The organism is Litorerythrobacter xanthomarinus, assembly GCF_046254955.1.
GTDB lineage: Bacteria > Pseudomonadota > Alphaproteobacteria > Sphingomonadales > Sphingomonadaceae > Qipengyuania_C.
In genome coordinates this window covers 36,029-52,336 of record NZ_JBJXRG010000003.1, presented here as the reverse complement: position 1 = coordinate 52,336, position 16,308 = coordinate 36,029, and the positions used below count along the sequence as shown (strand labels likewise).

Genomic DNA, 16,308 nt, shown 5'->3' with positions numbered 1-16,308 from the left:
AGTCCCTATATCGCGCGCTCACACGCAACAGGAGATTCCCCAAGATGGCCGATCAAACGCTTACCTTCACCCTTGATACCGGAGATGGGGAGGGCAAGGATGTCGTGATCAAACTGCGGCCGGACCTCGCGCCTGGCCACGTCGAGCGCATCACCGAGCTGGCCAAGGAAGGTTTCTACGACGGTGTGGTCTTCCACCGCGTGATCGACGGCTTCATGGCGCAGGGCGGCGATCCGACCGGTACCGGGATGGGCGGCAGCGAAAAGCCGGATCTCAAGGCCGAATTCAACGCCGAACCGCATGTGCGCGGGACCTGTTCGATGGCGCGCAGCCAGATGCCGGACAGTGCCAACTCGCAATTCTTCATCTGCTTCCAGGATGCGCATTTCCTCGACGGTCAATATACCGTCTGGGGCGAAGTCACGAGCGGGATGGACCATGTCGACGCCCTGCCCAAGGGCGAGCCGCCGGCCAGTCCCGGCAAGATCGCCAAGGCGACAGTTGCCTGATTTCCGCAAGCAAATTCAAAATGTTGGATCGGGGCGCTTCGGCGCCCCTTTTCTTTGGCGCAAGCGTTCCACGGCATACTACGGCAGGGCGTGTTCACCGGAAATTAGGGGTCTTCGGCTACCAGCGCCAAAGCATAGCTGGTTGCATTTTACAAAGTGTCCCTGGCCATACTTGCGAAGCCAAACGCGGCGATGCGCCGCTAGTCATAACGCTAGGACACCAGAAGGATTGCACCGCCATGATTCTTCCCGACGATCACGCTGGAGCAGGCAAGCTCAAGGCAAAGCTGCGCAATTCCCGCGGCGGAATGAGCGACATTGTCATCCACGATCTGTCGGCTGCCGGCTGCATGGTCGATGCGCGTGGCACCGGATTGCGCGTGGACGACCGGGTGCTGCTAAAGCTCCAGGGGCTGGAATTCCAGCCCGCTTACGTCCTCTGGAAAGAGGATGACAATGCCGGGCTTACCTTCGAACGTATCCTGAGCGAATCCGTCTACGAGCACCTCCAGAACCAACTGGCGATGGCCAAGGCGGCCTAAAGCTCGGCCTTCACCAGCCAATCGTGGAACAGGCGAACGGGCCGCTCCTCGAGTGCTTCGGGTTTGCAGATAAACCAATAGCTGTAGGGGCTGTCGACTTCGACATCGTAAAGATCGGTCAGGCGGGGATCATCTGCCCGGCGCATGTGATCGTCATGCATGATCGCGATGCCCAATCCTTGTGCGGCGGCTTCCAGCATCAACTGCCCCGAATCGAAATGATCGATCGCAACGGCGTCGAAGTCCTCCAGTTTGAGAGCCTGCTTCCAGGCACCGAAACTGTCGGGCAGTTCGTTGTGGACGAGGAATGTCTGCTTGGCGAGTAGCTCGGGATTTGGCTCGTCACCCAGCGCTTCGGCCAGCTCGCGGCTGGTGATGGCGTGGACCTTGTTCTCGTCGAGCCGGACGGCGTGGAGCGAGGTGCTGGGCCCGCGCGAAAGGATAATTGCCGCGTCGAGCACGTCGCCGACGCGGTCCTCCAGGTGCGGGCCGGTATCGATATCGATGTGCAGCAGCGGATGGCGCTGGCGCAGCTCGGTCAGGCGGGGGAACAGGCGCTGGCTGCCAAAAAGCGGCAGCACTCCCAGATGCAGGCGCAGCAGCGAGTGATTGTCAGACTGATTTTCGACCGCGCGGGCGAGCGCTTCGAGATTTGGCGCCACGGCCTCGTAAAAGGCATGCCCCTCATCGGTGAGCTGCATCGACTGCCGCGCCCGGGTGAACAGCTTCTTGCCGACGAATGTCTCGAGATTGCCGATCCGGCGCGAAAGCGCAGAAGGGCTGAGGCCAAGCTCTTCCGCTGCCGCCCGGGCCGAACCCAGACGCACAGTGCGCACGAAAGCTTCGAGCGCTCGCAGGGGAGGAAGACGGCGCGTCGGCATGTGCCCTGATTTAGGGTGTGACCCAGCCTTGTCGAGCAGTTATTTTGCGAGTGCGAACGAATTCTTACTCGCTGACTTCCTCGAGCTTGTCAGCGGGAGGGTGCAGCCGCAGCCGCGTCACATGCGTCGCATCGCCATCGGTGACTTCGATCTTCCAGCCGCTCTCGTGTTCGACAATGGTGCCGATATCGGGAACCTGCTCGGCGAGCACGAAGGTCAGGCCGCCGAGTGTATCGACCGCTTCGCTGACTTCGGCGAGACGGGGATCGATCTGTTCGGCGATATCTTCGAGCTCGGCGCGCGCGTCGCAATCCCACATCCCGTTGCCGATCGGCGAGATGAGGACTTCGGGCGCGTCGTCGTGCTCGTCCTCGATATCGCCGACGATCTCTTCGACCACGTCCTCGATCGTGATAATCCCGTCGGTGCCGGAATATTCGTCGAGCACTACGGCGAGGTGGGTGCGGTGGAGCCGCATGTCGGCCAGCACGTCGAGTGCGCCGCGTGTCTGCGGCACGTAAAGCGGCTGGCGCATGAGCGTGGTCCAATCGGGCGGCTCGGTGCTGGCGGCAAGGTGCGGGAAAACATCCTTGATGTGGATCATGCCGACCACGTGATCCAGTGTGTCGCGATAGACCGGGATGCGCGAATGGTCGTGTTCGGAAAAGGCACCGACCAGGTCGTCCCAGCTGGCATCGGCCGAGATTGCAATGATCTCTCCGCGCGGGATTGCGATATCGTCCGCATCGTGCTCGCTGAAATGCAACAGGTTACGCAGCATCTGGAGCTCGACTTGCGAGAGATCGCCATTGCTTTCGGATTCGTTAGAGGACGAACCGTTCTCGCCCTCGTGCTCGTCAATCGCCTCTTCAAGCTGCGCACGCAGCGAGCGATCGCCATCGTCGATATCGAAAAATTTGCGGATTGCGAGCCAAAGCCCGCTTCTACTCTCCGCTTCTCCGCTAGCGGTTTCTGTCTCGGGCATGGCCCTTGCTGGCTACTCCGTTAAACTATGATCATCATATGGGTCCGCGACCCCCAGTTTGGCAAGCGCTGCGATCTCCAGTGCCTCCATTTTTTTCGCATCGTCGCTCGAAGTCTCGTGATCATGGCCTGCCAGATGGAGCAGCCCGTGGACGATCAGGTGGGCAGCGTGATGCTCCAGAGAAACGCCTCTTTCCGCCGCTTCGCGGGCACAAGTCTGATGGGCGAGCGCGATATCGCCCAACATGACGGGCGGGCCATCGGGTTCGAGATCGGCCAGTTCTTCGCCCGAGAGCATGGGAAAAGAGAGGACATTGGTTGGTTTGTCTTTCTCGCGCCATTCGCGGTTGAGCGCGTGCACCTCCTCGTCCGATGTAAACAGGAGACTTGCGGAAAGCCGCGGATTGGCGAGCGCGGGTTCGACTTCGGACAAGGCTTCGGCTGTTCGGACAGCCAGCCTTTCCCAATCGCTTTCCGGCCAATCTTCGATGTCGATTTCTAGGTTCACATATCCGCCTTAGCCAAAGGCAGTGGAAATAGGGAGGGATCGAACTCGGTATTGTCTGATATTGGGGTGGAAAGCGGAAGTTGCTGCTGGTCAGTTGGCTTGCAACCCTTCCCCTAGTTCCCGCTTCGAAAGAGATCGAATTGGTTTCGGATCTTCCCAGCTGCCAACATGATCGCTCGTAGACATCGCTCTGTGGAACTCAGCTGCTATCTTCGAGTTCGGCAGAGAGGCAATTACCTCTTCAATCAACAGCCGTGCCTGCTTCGCTGCGAGGCTGTCACAACTATCTGCTCTTGTTAGTTCGAACACACGCCCTCGAATATCATCTGCGTCTGGGAGGAAGATGACCCATATGTCACCTTGATCATGAGGCCCGCCTCGTTTGCAATTCAACGGTAAGGTCGGCCAGTCTGCAATCAGATTCTCCGAAATACTTTCAGGACGCAGCCGCCACAAATCTCTCCGGAATTGATCCGCGACATGAGAGCTTAAGTCGAAGCCCTCTTCGGCCACCGCATCGGTTTCAGGTGCGAGCCAGTAGCGAACTTTAAGTTCGTTGTTTGGGCGAAGTTCATACTCAAGCCGGTGCAGGCCGTAGCCCTCTCCTCCGAAGCCTTTATAGACTCGAATAGTTTCTTGCAGTGAGCGCTCCGAATAGTAGGCATCGCCCGAAACAAGCCGATCGGGAACGCGAGTTTCTCCTTGGCACGATGCCAAAAGAACCAAGGCAAGACCGGCTGCAAATATTCTCATCCCACATTCTACGAAGCCGGTACGCAGGCCGCAATGTCAATTTGATCCCAGCTCCAACACAATGTCCGCAATTGGGTCGCTAGCGGACATTTCAGAACAAACTACTCACTCGTCCCCTCATAGGCCTCGACGATCCGGCCCACGATAGGGTGCCGCACCACATCAGCCGATGTGAAGCGCGAAACCGCGATCCCTTCCACGCCTTCCAGCTTCTCGACCGCATCGGCCAGCCCGCTCATACGGTCGCCGCCGGGAATATCGACCTGTTTGGGATCGCCGCACACCACCATCCGGCTGTTCTGGCCGAAGCGGGTGAGGAACATCTTCATCTGTTCGCGCGTGGTATTCTGCGCCTCGTCGAGGATGATGAAGCTGTCGGCCAGGGTACGCCCGCGCATGAAGGCGATCGGTGCGATCTCAATCTCGCCGCTGTCGATCCGCCGTTCGACCTGCTCGGGCGGCATGCAATCGAACAGCGCGTCGTAAAGCGGGCGCAAATAAGGATCGACCTTATCCTTCATGTCGCCGGGCAGGAAACCGAGCTTCTCGCCCGCTTCCACCGCCGGGCGCGAGAGGATCAGGCGCTGCACGCTGCCAGTGATCAGCTGGCTGACCGCCTGCGCCACCGCGAGATAGGTCTTGCCGGTACCCGCCGGGCCAAGCGCGAAGATGATGTCATCGCGGGCGAGTTGGCGCATATAGGGGATCTGGCCAGCACTGCGCGGGACGATGGTCTTGCGGCGGGTGCGAATCATCACCGGCGGATGCTCGGCATCGCCTTTGACGATGCCTTCCAGCGTTGGCTCATTAGACATCGAAATCAGCGATTCGATCGCGCCTGCGTCCATATCCTGCCCCGTGGCGAGGCGGTCATACATCGCTTTCAGCACATCGCGTGCGCGCGCAACGCTGTCTTCCGGCCCTTCGATATGGGCCACATCACCGCGTGCAGAGATGAACACGCCGAGACGGTTCTCTATCTGGACCAGATTGGCATCGAATTGTCCGAATAGCGGCCCCAGCAAAGACTGGTCTTCAAAGCTGACTTCGGCCTTGGCGCGGCGTATCTCGCGCTGCGGGGAGGGCGGGGGTGACAGGGCCTGCGCGGCGCCGTGGTCATCCTTCCTAGTGGGCTTTCTTCCCATGAATTCCTTTCGAGTCTCTGGGCGGGAATCTAGGCCACTTCACGCTGCTGGCAAGCTTGGCACCTGCATGTAGCGGTGGAAAGTCATCTCGCTGTCACTTCGAGGTTACGCGGAGACCATCTCCAGCAGGCGTCCTGCAAGGGAGTTGGGACCTGCCTCGACCAGTTCGACGCTGACAAGATCGCCCAGCGCCGCGTCCGCTTCGAACCACACCGACTGCAGCCAGGGCGATTTGCCGAGCCACTGGTCCGCATGCTTGCCCTTGCGTTCGATCAGTACTTCACAGTTCTTACCTACCGATGCGGCGTTGAAGGCGTGCTGGTCGCGGCCCAATGCAGCCTGCAAACGCTGGAGGCGCTCGTCCATCACTTCACGCGGCACTTGCCCGTCCATTGTCGCGGCAGAAGTGCCGGGCCGGGCGGAATATTTGAAGCTGTAGGCCTGCGCGTAGCGAACTTTATCGACCAGTTGCAACGTCTCTTCGAACTCGGCATCGGTTTCGCCGGGGAAGCCGACGATGAAGTCGCCCGAGAGCGCAATGTCAGGCCGCGCCGCGCGGAATCGTTCCAGCAGTCGCAGGTAGCTATCCGAGGTATGGCTGCGATTCATCGCCTTGAGCACCCGGTCGGACCCGCTCTGCACCGGCAAGTGCAAATAGGGCATCAGCTTGCCCACTTCGCCATGCGCCGCGATGAGCGCGTCATCCATGTCGTTGGGGTGGCTGGTAGTGTAGCGGATGCGCGACAACCCATCGATCTCGGCAAGCGCATGGATCAGGCCCGCGAGGCCGACCGCATGGCCCTTCGCGTTCTCGCCAGACCAGGCGTTGACGTTCTGGCCCAGCAGCGTAATTTCTTTCGCTCCCGCTTCAACCAGTCTCTGCGCTTCGGTAATCAAATCATTGTATGGACGGGAAATTTCCGCTCCGCGCGTATAGGGTACCACGCAATAGGTGCAGAACTTATCGCAGCCTTCCTGCACGGTCAGGAAGGCGCTCGGCGCGCTCTTGCGACGCTTGGGCAGAGCGTCAAACTTGGCGATCGGCGGCATCTCGGTATCGGTCGCGCGCTTGCCGGACACTGCCTGGTCGAGCATTTCGGGCAGCCGGTGATAGGCCTGCGGGCCGACCACCATCGAGACCGCGGGGGCGCGCGCCATGATCTCTTCGCCCTCAGCCTGTGCGACGCAGCCTGCGACCGCGATCATCGGTTTTTGTCCGCGTTCTTCGCCCGCCTTCACCAGCCGGCCAATGTCCGAATAAACCTTCTCCGCCGCTTTCTCTCGGATATGACAGGTGTTGAGCACCACCAGGTCCGCATCCTCGCCCTCGGGCGCAGGCGTGATACCCTTTTCGGCCAGCAACTCGGCCATGCGCTCGCCATCATAGACGTTCATCTGGCAGCCGAAGCTCTTGACCCGGTAGGTCTTGGGGGCAGTTGTCGGTTTCATGGGCGGGCGCGCATTAGCGCTTCACACGCACATGTTCAAATCTTTCGCAGCGCTTGCGCTCGCTCGACATCCTTCTGTCGGCCAAACCGCTCAAACAGCCTGATCAGTTCCAACCGCTCCGGGACGTATAGTACCTGTCCGGAGTGTTCGACGCGTTGCCGCGATTCAAACACGACTTGATGCCACTGATCATCCTGTCGGACGTGCAGTTCACACATCACCTCGATCGACATGGGCGCATTCGTCCACTTACCGATCGCGGTCGAGGAGAAATGAGTCCGGTCGATATCCTCATAGCGCTGGAAGTGGGGATGCCGGGCCAGGCGCTCGAAATCTGATTGACCAACAATCACGTCGACATCGGCGATGGTGCCGGCGTCTGCACCGTGGAGGAATGCGGCGGCACTGCCGATCACCCACCAGTCATCCTCGCTTTGCCCCAACAGCTCGCCGAGTTGCGCAAGCGTCGCGGCAAGCGCTTCATTCGGATCAGGCGATGCGGTGGGAGCATAGCGTACGGGATCTACCGGATATTCGTAGGGTCGCAGCGGTTTTCCCAGCACTTCAACCAGCTTGCCTTCGATCCGCTTACGGGCTTCCGCACCGATTGCCTTGCGGCCCTGGAACACTTCCGGGCTGAACGGCTCGAGGAAATGGATGTTGAGGCGGAAAGTGCCGCGGCGCGACAGCACGCGCTTGGCATTGTTGATGCCGCTCTCATCCCCGACCCAGCCGAGCTCTTCCGCCACATCGCCGTAATCCATCACCACCGGCTGGACGAGCACGTCCTTGGGCGGCGGTTCGAGCACGCTCATCATGCTGGTCTTGAACGGCAGCAATGATTGCCCGTCGGTTACCGTGCCTTCGGGGAAGATCGTGACCGACCAATTGTCCTCCAGCGCTTCACGCAGCGCATTGATCTGGCCTGCCACGCCCATACGGTTCTCGCGTTTGACGAAGACGGTTCGGTTGAGCCGGCTGAGCCATCCCACCACCGGCACTTCGCTCAGCTCCTGCTTGGCAACGAAGGCGGTGCCGCTTGCTCCGGCCAGCGCGAGGATATCGAGCCACGAGATGTGGTTCGAAATGAAGAACACGTCGCGCCGCAAGGGCACACCGTTGGTGCGGACCCGTGCACCGCAGATGCGTGCTGCCAACCACAGGAATATCTCGGGGAAGGGGGAGCCGTATTTGAACGTGCGGTAGATGTAATGGAGCGGCACGAGCAGGATCAGCGCAAAGATTAGCAACTTCACCCGGACGATGAACAGCAGCCAGCCCAGCGGAGAAATCGGAGTGGATTCGCCGCGCGCAGCGGCGGCTCTCAATTCGGCTTTGCGGGCGTCGCGATCAGTTGTCGCGGTCAAGCCGGACGCCATAGAGTTCCATCCGGTGATCAACCAGGCGGAAGCCAAGCTTCTCGGCGATCTGCTTTTGCAGAGCTTCAAGCTCGGGATCGACGAATTCGACCACATTGCCCGTTTCGACATCTATCAGATGGTCATGATGCGCCTCGGGTGCGGCCTCGTAACGCGCGCGCCCGTCACCGAAATCGTGACGATCAAGGATACCGGCCTCCTCGAACAGGCGCACTGTGCGATAGACTGTCGCGATCGAGATCTTGGGATCGATTGCCGAAGCACGCTCATGCAGCAATTCGACATCGGGGTGGTCATCACTTTCGGACAGCACACGGGCAATCACGCGGCGCTGTTCGGTGATGCGCAAACCCCTGTCGGCGCACAATTGTTCAAGGTCGATCTTTTGCTGCACGGATGCTCCGATGGTGAGGGTGCCCCGACCCATAGTGGGCCGAGGCGCTCTACTCAAGCCGATGGCATTGCCGGCGACCTATTTCTTGGCCGGTTTCCTCCGGGCGGGCGCGGGTTTCTTCTTTGCCGGAGCTTTCTTTGTTGAGGGCTTGGGTGCGGATGCCTTGGCGGTCGCTGCCTTCTTCTTTGGAGCTGCCTTCTTCTTTGGAGCAGCCTTCTTCTTGGGCGCCGCCTTCTTCTTGGACGCCGCCTTTGTCATCACCTTCTGGCCCGGTTTGCGGCCAAGGCCGATCTTCTTCGCCAGGTCGCGGCGCGTTTCGGCATAGGCGGGAGCGACCATCGGATAGTCCGAGGGCAGACCCCAACGCTGGCGATATTCGTCGATCGTCAGGCCATGCTCGGTCGTCAGGTGGCGCTTGAGCATCTTCATTTTCTTGCCGCAATCGAGGCACGTGATCGCATTCTTCTTGACCGAGCCGCGGATCGCAACCGCCGGCTCCGGACGAGGTGCGTTGGATCCGCCCGATCCGCCGAGTCCGGCAAGAGCTTCGTGCACATTCCGGATCAGCGCCGGTACGTCATCCACTCCCACGCTGTTATTGCTAACATGCGCAGCGACAATATCTGAAGTCAGCGTGATCAGCGTTTCGGTCATATCGATTTCTGGAGTTTCCATATTTTTTCTCCTGCCTTTACGGCCTGGCTTACCCGTTTCTTATTGTGCGACCGGGAATTGAGTAACCACAGGTGCCGCGCTTGCACAAGCCAAGGCTGGGGATCGAATTGCACGCGGCAAATAAAGAAATAGCTAAAGTAGCGATTTACCCATGGTGATGGCGTCAAGGCGAGAGCCGTCGGACAGCCGATAGTAGTTCTTCCGCTGGCCGATGGGTTCAAAGCCCTGGGCTCGGTAGAGTCGCTCGGCCTCGTTGTTCGAACGCATCTCGAGAAAAACCTTTTGTGCGCCGCGATCGGCGGCCGCTGCCGCAAAGGCTTGCATCAGCCGTGCCCCGAGGCCTTTCCCGCGTATTTCCGGTTTTACTGCGACGAGCAACAATTCCTCTTCTCCCGGTGCCGCACGGGAAAGCAGGAAACCGGCGGGTTCGGCCGGCTCCTCCCAGTTGTCGCCATTCGCATCGACAATAAGGCAATGGGTATGCGGCATACTGAGCGAGCCGATCACTTGCTGGCGATTCCATGCCTCGCCCCAGTGCGGATCGAAGGCCGCGTCCATTACTTCCATGATTGCGTTGAGCTCGGCGATCATTTTGGCAGCTTGGCATCCGGTTCGCGGCCGTAAATCGGGCGCAGTTCGCTGGTCAGAAGCTGGGCAGGTATTGCCAATGCGCGGATTGCATTGGGGTGCATATCCGCCGCGAGCCCGTGGGTACGTTCCAGCGCGACTTCATTGGCCATGCTTCCCGCGATGACCGGGTGCGCGGCTGCCTTGGCCGCGTCTTCAAGCGGCAGCGATGCCAGCTCGTTCTCCGGGAGCCCGTCACCATCAAAATCCTGCACGAAGATTTCGCCATGCCCGGCACGGATCGCGACGCTCGTGCTCTTGCCCGGGTAGCGCCAGCGTGCTTCGGCACTCAGGATGGCGAGCGTCGGGTAGCCTATGACTTCCACGCCCCAGGCGATACCCAGCGAGCGGGCAGCGGCGATGCCGATCCGTACACCTGTGAAGCTGCCTGGGCCCAGCGAAACAAGGATCCGCTCGGCGCGGCCCTTGTCGGGCAGGCCGGCAATGGCAGGGACAAGCCGTTCGGCGTGACCGCGACCCAGCACTTTGTGATAGCTCCCGATTACCTCGGTGCCATCGAAAAGCGCCACCGAGCAGGCCTCGGTCGCCGTATCTATCGCAAGCGTGCGCATGGCCGCGCAACTGCCTCAGCCAGCGCGTCGCTGCAAGTCAGACGATGCGGTTGAATGTTTCGAAGTCGGGGCGCGGGCTGCGATCGAAGATCGATTCCGGATCGCCATAACCGATCGAGCAGATGAAATTGACCTTGTGGCGCGGATCATCAGAGAGAAACGCGCTCTCGACCGCTCCGGCATCGAAGCCCGACATCGGCCCACAATCGAGGCCGACCGCGCGAGCGGCGAGCATCAGATAGGCACCTTGCAGCGAGGAATTGCGGAATGCGCCTTCCTTGCGGCCTTCTTCGTCGCCTTCGAACCAGCTCTTGGCATCAGTATGTGGGAACAGCCAGGGCAACTCTTCGTGGAAATCGATGTCATGCGCGATGATCGCGGTCACGGGCGCGGCCTTGACCTTGTCCTTGTTGCCGTCGGACACGCAGTCGACCAGTTTCGCTTTGGCCTCGTCGGACTGTACCCACACGATCCGCGCCGGCTGCATATTTGCGGACGTCGGTCCCATCTTCATGAGATCGTAGATTGCGTCGATCTGTTCGGTCGAAACGGGATTGTCGAGCCAGTCGTTGTAGCTACGTGCTTCGCGGAAAAGTTGGTCCAGCGCGTCGGCGGAAAGTGTGTTGTCGTGGAACTGCTTTGTCATCGGGTCCTCAGGTGACGTTAAAAAATCAAGCTGCGCGGACTTCAACGACCTCCGGCACATAATGTTTCAACAAGCCTTCAATTCCGTGCTTGAGCGTGGCGGTTGAGCTGGGACAACCGGCGCAGGCACCTTGCATGGTCAGATAGACTACCCCGTCCTTGAATCCGCGATAGCGTATGTCGCCGCCATCACCGGCTACGGCGGGGCGGACACGGGTCTCGAGCAATTCATGGATCTGCGCGACAATATCGGCATTGGCCGGATCGTCTTCTACCGCCATGTCTTCTTCTTCGGGCGGGACGGAGATATCGCCAGCAGTACCGCCAACGAACAACGGTGCCTCGCTCACAAAATGATCGAGCAGGATCGAGACCACCTGCGGCTTGAGCGTCCCCCAATCGGCACCCGGCGCTGCGGTTACAGAGACAAAGTCGCTGCCAAAGAAAACATTGGTGACTTCGCCCGTATCGAAGATCGCCTGCGCAAGCGGGCTCGCTTCGGAAGCTTCGGGGCTGGCGAATTCGCGCGTGCCCGATGTCATGACCGGCTTTCCGGGCAGGAACTTGAGGCTTTGCGGGTTGGGCGTGGTTTCGGTCTCGATGAACATGGGGCTGATGTAGGGGCGGGCGGCTGCGCCCACAAGGGAAAGCGATGCTGCGCGCGGCAACACATTCACTATCCCTTCACCTTTTCGCTCCCTATATGGCCCGCATGTCTGCTTTCCCGCGCGCGCTGCGGCGCCTTTCGCTAGTCCTCCCGCTGCTCCTGCTGCCTGCTGTGCTTCCCGCACAGGACGTCTATACGCTGCCGCCGGGCAATACGCCCACGCTTCCTGCCCCGACGGCGCTCCAGACAGGCGATGAAACGCCGTGGATTTATCGCGGCAGCGATGTTCCGCGCGACAAGGAATGGCAGTTCGGCGAGATGGACAACGGCCTGCGCTATGCCGTGCGCCGCAATGGCGTGCCGCCGGGCCAGGTCTCGATCCGCATCCGCATCGACGCCGGATCGCTGCACGAGCGTGACCATGAGCGCGGCTTTGCGCACCTGCTCGAACATATGGTGTTCCGCGAAAGCAAATATCTCGGGCCGGGCGAAGCGATCCCGCGCTGGCAGCGCCTAGGCGCTACCTTCGGCAGTGACACCAATGCGACAACCACGCCGACGCAGACCGTTTACCAACTGGATTTGCCCAATGCATCGGCCGAGAAAGTAGCGGAAAGTTTCAAGCTTCTTTCGGGGATGATGCGAGATCCGGTGATCAATGCGACGAACCTGGCTGCCGATCTCCCCATCGTTTTTGCCGAGAAGCGCGAACGCGGCGGTGCGCAAGGCCGCGTCGGCGATGTTACCCGCGAAACGCTGTATGCTGGGCAGCGCCTTGCCGTGCGCAAGCCGATAGGCACTGACGAGACTCTCAATGGAGCAACTGCGGCCAGCGTCGCGGAATTCCACCGCCGATGGTACCGCCCGGAAAACACAGTGATCGTGGTCGCCGGAGACGGTGATCCGCGCGATTTTGCTGCACTGGTTGAACAGTGGTTCGGTGACTGGAAGGGCAAGGGCGAAGGCGTCGAGGCACCGAATTTCGGCGATCCGGTCGCTCCGGCTGGTGTCGATCCAGATTACCCGCTTGGCGAGGTTGCGGTCACGGTCGAGCCCGACTTGCCGCGCAACCTGACTTATGCCGTGCTGCGTCCCTGGCGCCCGGTCGAGGATACCATCGTTTACAACGAAGGGTTGATGCTCGATGCGCTGTCGCAGGCAATCATCAATCGTCGGCTCGAAGCGCGTGCACGCTCGGGCGGCTCCTTCCTCTATGCCCAGGTGCAGCAAGATGATGTCAGCCGTTCAACCGATGCGACCTTCGTCACCATGGCGCCGCTCAGCGGCGACTGGCAATCTGCACTGACCGAAGTGCGCGGCGTGATCGCCGATGCTCTCGCCGAAGCGCCGACGCAGGAAGAAATCGACCGCGAAGCAGCCGAATTCGACATCGCGCTGGCCAATTCGCTCGAGCAGGCAAGCCTGCAGGCGGGATCCACCCTGGCCGATAATATCGTCATGGCGGTGGACATTCGCGAGACGGTCGCTGCACCCGACACCATTCTCAATGTTTTCCGCGGCATGCGTGAGAAGATGACGCCGGAGAATATCCTCAAGCACACTCGTAAGCTGTTCGAAGGCGATGTCATTCGCGGAGTCTATGTCACTCCCACCATTGGCGAAGCTGACAAGGCCGCTTTGCGCACGGCAATGGCGGCCCCGGTCGCCGCCGATGCGACTTCGCGACTGGCTGCGCAGTCGATCTCGTTCGACGACCTGCCAGCAATCGGCCAGCCGGGCCGTATCGTGTCGCAGAATCCGATCGGATTGCTCGATATCGAGCAGCTCGAGTTCGACAATGGCGTCAAGGCGATCCTGTGGTCGAACACGGCGGAACCGGGACGCGTCTCGGTCAAGGTGCGGTTCGGTTCGGGCCAGCGCGCCTTCGAACCGGACGAGGGGCCGTACATACTCCTTGGCGAAATGGCGCTGGTCGGCTCGGGTCTGGGTGAACTGGGCCAGGAAGAGCTCGACCGCATTTCGACCGGCCGCAAGATGGGTTTTGATTTCGAGATCGAGGAAGGCGTATTCACGTTCACAGCGCAGACCCGTTCGGACGATGTGGCCGATCAGCTTTACCTGTTCGCGGCCAAGCTCGGCATGCCGCGATGGGACCCTAATCCGGTGGAACGGGCCAAGGCGGCTGCGCGGCTGACCTACGAGAGTTTCTCGGCCAGCCCGGGCGGCGTTCTGAACCGCGATCTCGATTTCCTTATCAGGGACCGCGATCCGCGTTTTGCGATGCCCGATCCGGCGACGATTGCCGATGCGTCGCCCGAGGAATTCCGCAAAGTGTGGGAGCCGCTTCTGAAGCAAGGGCCGGTGGAAGTGCTCGTGTTCGGCGAGTTTGACCGCGATGCGACAATCGCCGCTCTCTCGGAAACATTCGGCGCCTTGCGTCCGCGTGACCCGATCCCGCAGGACGTAGCGGCCCGCGTGCCAACCTTCTCGGAAAGTTCGGCAGACACGCAGGTGCTGTTCCATCGCGGCGATCCCGACCAGGCTGCAGCGGTAGTGGCATGGCCCAGCGGCGGCGGCGTCACCAATCTGCGCGAATCCCGCCAGCTTGAGATTCTCACGCAGCTCTTCAGCAATCGTTTGCTAGAGGCGATGCGCGAGCGCTCGGGTGCCAGCTATGCGCCGCAGGTCATTTCCAACTGGCCGGTCGATGTCGACACGGGCGGCACTATCCTCGCGCTTGCACAGATCCGGCCGGAAGATGTTCCGGCATTCTTCGAGGAGGCCGATGCAATCGCACGCGACCTCGCGGCCAATCCGCCCTCGGAAGACGAGCTCAACCGCGTGACCGAACCGCTTCGCCAACTGATCGAGCGCGCGCTATCAAGCCAGCAATTCTGGCTCTACAACCTCGAAGGTGCGAGTAGCGATCCACGCCGGGTCGACCTGATGCGCGGCCTTGTGACCGACTATTCGCAAACGACGCCCGGGATCATGCAGGCGCTTGCACAGCGTTACCTGGTGTCACATCCGGGGCTGAAAGTGGCGGTGATCCCCGAGGGGCAGGAACTTGCCGTACGCGATACCGAGGCGGGTGAATCGCTGGGGGGCTAACCCGAAGGCAAAAGTAACACCTGAAACTTGCGTTGCACCGGAGATACGGGCGGCGAAAGATTACTGTTCTTGCTCCGAGCGAGCCTTTGCGTTTCGGTCGCCAAGCGCCTAAGGCGCGCCTCCGACAGATTGGAAGACTAGAATAGTGGCACAGAACTGGAATCCCGAGAGCTGGAAATCGCACGAAGCGCGGCATCTCCCCGAGTATACCGATGCGGCAGCATTGGCCGAGGCAGAGGCGACGCTGGCCGAATATCCACCGCTGGTTTTCGCGGGCGAGGCGCGCGCGCTGAAGGCTGACCTGGCCGAAGTTGCAAATGGCCACGGTTTCCTGCTTCAAGGCGGCGATTGCGCCGAAAGCTTCGCCGAGTTCCACCCCAACAACATTCGCGACACGTTCCGCGTGTTGCTGCAGATGGCGGTCGTGATGACTTTCGCCAGCAAGCGTCCGGTCGTGAAAGTCGGCCGGATGGCCGGACAATTCGCGAAGCCGCGCTCTTCTGCGACTGAAACGCAAGGCGATGTGACGCTACCGAGCTACTTCGGCGACAATGTCAATTCGATCGAATTCGATCCCGCAGGCCGGACCAACGATCCGCAGCGCATGGTCAAAGCCTATTCGCAGGCCGCTGCGACGCTCAACCTTTTGCGCGCCTTTGCCGGCGGCGGTTATGCCAATCTGCGGCAGGTCCACCAGTGGACGCTCGATTTCATGGGCCGCAGTCCCTGGGCCGATAAATTTGCCGAAACCGCCGACCGCATCGGCGAAGCGCTCGATTTCATGGAGGCATGCGGGATCGATCCTGCGACCGTGCCGCAGCTGAAGGGTACGAGTTTCTACACCAGCCACGAGGCGCTGCTGCTTCCTTACGAGCAGGCGCTTACGCGTCAGGACAGTTTGACCGGCGATTGGTACGATACCAGTGCGCACATGGTATGGATCGGCGATCGCACGCGTTTCCCCGGCTCGGCGCATATCGAATTTGCGCGCGGCATCGGTAATCCATTGGGCATGAAATGCGGGCCGAGCCTTGCACCTGATGATCTGCTCACCTTGCTCGACACGCTCAATCCGGCGCGCGAACCCGGCCGGATCACGCTGATCAGCCGTTTCGGGCACGACAAGGTCGAAGCGGGCTTGCCGCCGCTGCTGCGCGCGGTGAAGCGCGAAGGCCATCCGGTGGTGTGGAGTTGCGATCCGATGCACGGCAACGTGATCAAGTCTGACAGCGGCTACAAGACGCGGCCGTTTGACCGCATCCTGACCGAGGTGAAAGGCTTCTTCGCCGCCCATCGCGACGAAGGCACGCATCCCGGGGGCATCCATATCGAGATGACCGGTCAGGACGTGACCGAATGCGTCGGCGGGGCAGTCGCCATCACCGATGAGGCACTAGGCGACCGCTACCACACGCATTGTGATCCGCGCCTCAACGCAGCGCAGTCGATCGAGCTGGCATTCCTGATTGCCGAGATGCTCAATCTTGAAGCCGGTGAGCGACAAGCCAACGCGGCCTGATCGCGCCTGACAAATTACTGACTATCGTTGCTGCCTAAGGGCTTGTC

16 protein-coding genes and 1 pseudogene are annotated in these 16,308 nt (G+C 60.7%); 4 read left to right on the top strand and 13 right to left on the bottom strand.

What is annotated here, in order from left to right; genetic code table 11:
* Positions 1–44 precede the first annotated feature (44 nt).
* Together ACEWMW_RS13740 and ACEWMW_RS13735 are read left to right on the top strand one after the other, a co-directional pair.
* Positions 45–509, top strand: a complete 465-nt coding sequence (locus ACEWMW_RS13740) for a peptidylprolyl isomerase (protein ID WP_409414523.1) — start codon at positions 45–47, stop codon at positions 507–509.
* A gap of 239 nt (positions 510–748) precedes the next feature.
* Positions 749–1,051: a PilZ domain-containing protein gene (locus ACEWMW_RS13735; RefSeq protein ID WP_409414522.1), complete on the top strand. Its 303-nt coding sequence runs from the start codon at positions 749–751 to the stop codon at positions 1,049–1,051.
* Here the strand turns inward: ACEWMW_RS13735 and ACEWMW_RS13730 are convergent.
* The 13 genes and pseudogenes from ACEWMW_RS13730 to ACEWMW_RS13670 form a co-directional block, all read right to left on the bottom strand.
* Positions 1,048–1,932, bottom strand: coding sequence for a LysR substrate-binding domain-containing protein (locus ACEWMW_RS13730; protein ID WP_409414521.1), 885 nt, complete (start codon positions 1,930–1,932; stop codon positions 1,048–1,050). The two genes, ACEWMW_RS13735 and ACEWMW_RS13730, sit on opposite strands and share 4 nt — an antisense overlap.
* A 64-nt stretch (positions 1,933–1,996) precedes the next feature.
* On the bottom strand, positions 1,997–2,917 hold the full coding sequence (locus ACEWMW_RS13725; RefSeq protein WP_409414520.1) for a hemolysin family protein: 921 nt from the start codon (positions 2,915–2,917) through the stop codon (positions 1,997–1,999).
* A 12-nt stretch (positions 2,918–2,929) separates the two neighbouring features.
* Positions 2,930–3,424, bottom strand: a complete 495-nt coding sequence (ybeY, locus tag ACEWMW_RS13720) for an rRNA maturation RNase YbeY (protein WP_409414519.1) — start codon at positions 3,422–3,424, stop codon at positions 2,930–2,932.
* Positions 3,425–3,514: 90 nt separating this feature from the next.
* Positions 3,515–4,177, bottom strand: a complete 663-nt coding sequence (locus ACEWMW_RS13715; protein WP_409414518.1) for a hypothetical protein — start codon at positions 4,175–4,177, stop codon at positions 3,515–3,517.
* A 101-nt stretch (positions 4,178–4,278) separates the two neighbouring features.
* A complete protein-coding gene (locus ACEWMW_RS13710) occupies positions 4,279–5,322 on the bottom strand; it encodes a PhoH family protein (protein ID WP_409414517.1) in 1,044 nt (347 codons plus the stop codon).
* Between the two features lie 105 nt (positions 5,323–5,427).
* Positions 5,428–6,771: a tRNA (N6-isopentenyl adenosine(37)-C2)-methylthiotransferase MiaB gene (gene miaB, locus ACEWMW_RS13705; protein ID WP_409414516.1), complete on the bottom strand. Its 1,344-nt coding sequence runs from the start codon at positions 6,769–6,771 to the stop codon at positions 5,428–5,430.
* A gap of 35 nt (positions 6,772–6,806) precedes the next feature.
* On the bottom strand, positions 6,807–8,138 hold the full coding sequence (locus ACEWMW_RS13700; RefSeq protein ID WP_409414515.1) for a 1-acyl-sn-glycerol-3-phosphate acyltransferase: 1,332 nt from the start codon (positions 8,136–8,138) through the stop codon (positions 6,807–6,809).
* On the bottom strand, positions 8,122–8,544 hold the full coding sequence (locus ACEWMW_RS13695; RefSeq protein ID WP_409414660.1) for a Fur family transcriptional regulator: 423 nt from the start codon (positions 8,542–8,544) through the stop codon (positions 8,122–8,124). The genes ACEWMW_RS13700 and ACEWMW_RS13695 overlap by 17 nt, the downstream gene beginning before the upstream one ends.
* 228 nt (positions 8,545–8,772) lie before the next feature.
* Positions 8,773–9,219: pseudogene (locus tag ACEWMW_RS13690) on the bottom strand (Ros/MucR family transcriptional regulator); the annotation flags it as partial.
* Positions 9,220–9,351: 132 nt separating this feature from the next.
* On the bottom strand, positions 9,352–9,810 hold the full coding sequence (locus tag ACEWMW_RS13685) for a GNAT family N-acetyltransferase (RefSeq protein WP_409414514.1): 459 nt from the start codon (positions 9,808–9,810) through the stop codon (positions 9,352–9,354).
* Positions 9,807–10,418: a tRNA (adenosine(37)-N6)-threonylcarbamoyltransferase complex dimerization subunit type 1 TsaB gene (gene tsaB / locus ACEWMW_RS13680; protein WP_409414513.1), complete on the bottom strand. Its 612-nt coding sequence runs from the start codon at positions 10,416–10,418 to the stop codon at positions 9,807–9,809. The genes ACEWMW_RS13685 and tsaB overlap by 4 nt, the downstream gene beginning before the upstream one ends.
* A gap of 37 nt (positions 10,419–10,455) precedes the next feature.
* Positions 10,456–11,064: a malonic semialdehyde reductase gene (locus ACEWMW_RS13675; protein ID WP_409414512.1), complete on the bottom strand. Its 609-nt coding sequence runs from the start codon at positions 11,062–11,064 to the stop codon at positions 10,456–10,458.
* A gap of 25 nt (positions 11,065–11,089) precedes the next feature.
* The gene (locus ACEWMW_RS13670; protein WP_409414511.1) at positions 11,090–11,671 is read right to left on the bottom strand and encodes a NifU family protein; all 582 of its coding nucleotides are present in this window, start codon (positions 11,669–11,671) and stop codon (positions 11,090–11,092) included.
* A 104-nt stretch (positions 11,672–11,775) separates the two neighbouring features.
* Here ACEWMW_RS13670 and ACEWMW_RS13665 point away from each other — a divergent pair, with 104 nt between their 5' ends.
* Positions 11,776–14,742: a M16 family metallopeptidase gene (locus ACEWMW_RS13665; RefSeq protein WP_409414510.1), complete on the top strand. Its 2,967-nt coding sequence runs from the start codon at positions 11,776–11,778 to the stop codon at positions 14,740–14,742.
* A gap of 145 nt (positions 14,743–14,887) precedes the next feature.
* Positions 14,888–16,261 (top strand): class II 3-deoxy-7-phosphoheptulonate synthase, encoded by a 1,374-nt coding sequence (locus tag ACEWMW_RS13660; RefSeq protein WP_409414509.1) that lies wholly within the window; start codon positions 14,888–14,890, stop codon positions 16,259–16,261.
* Positions 16,262–16,308: the final 47 nt, after the last annotated feature.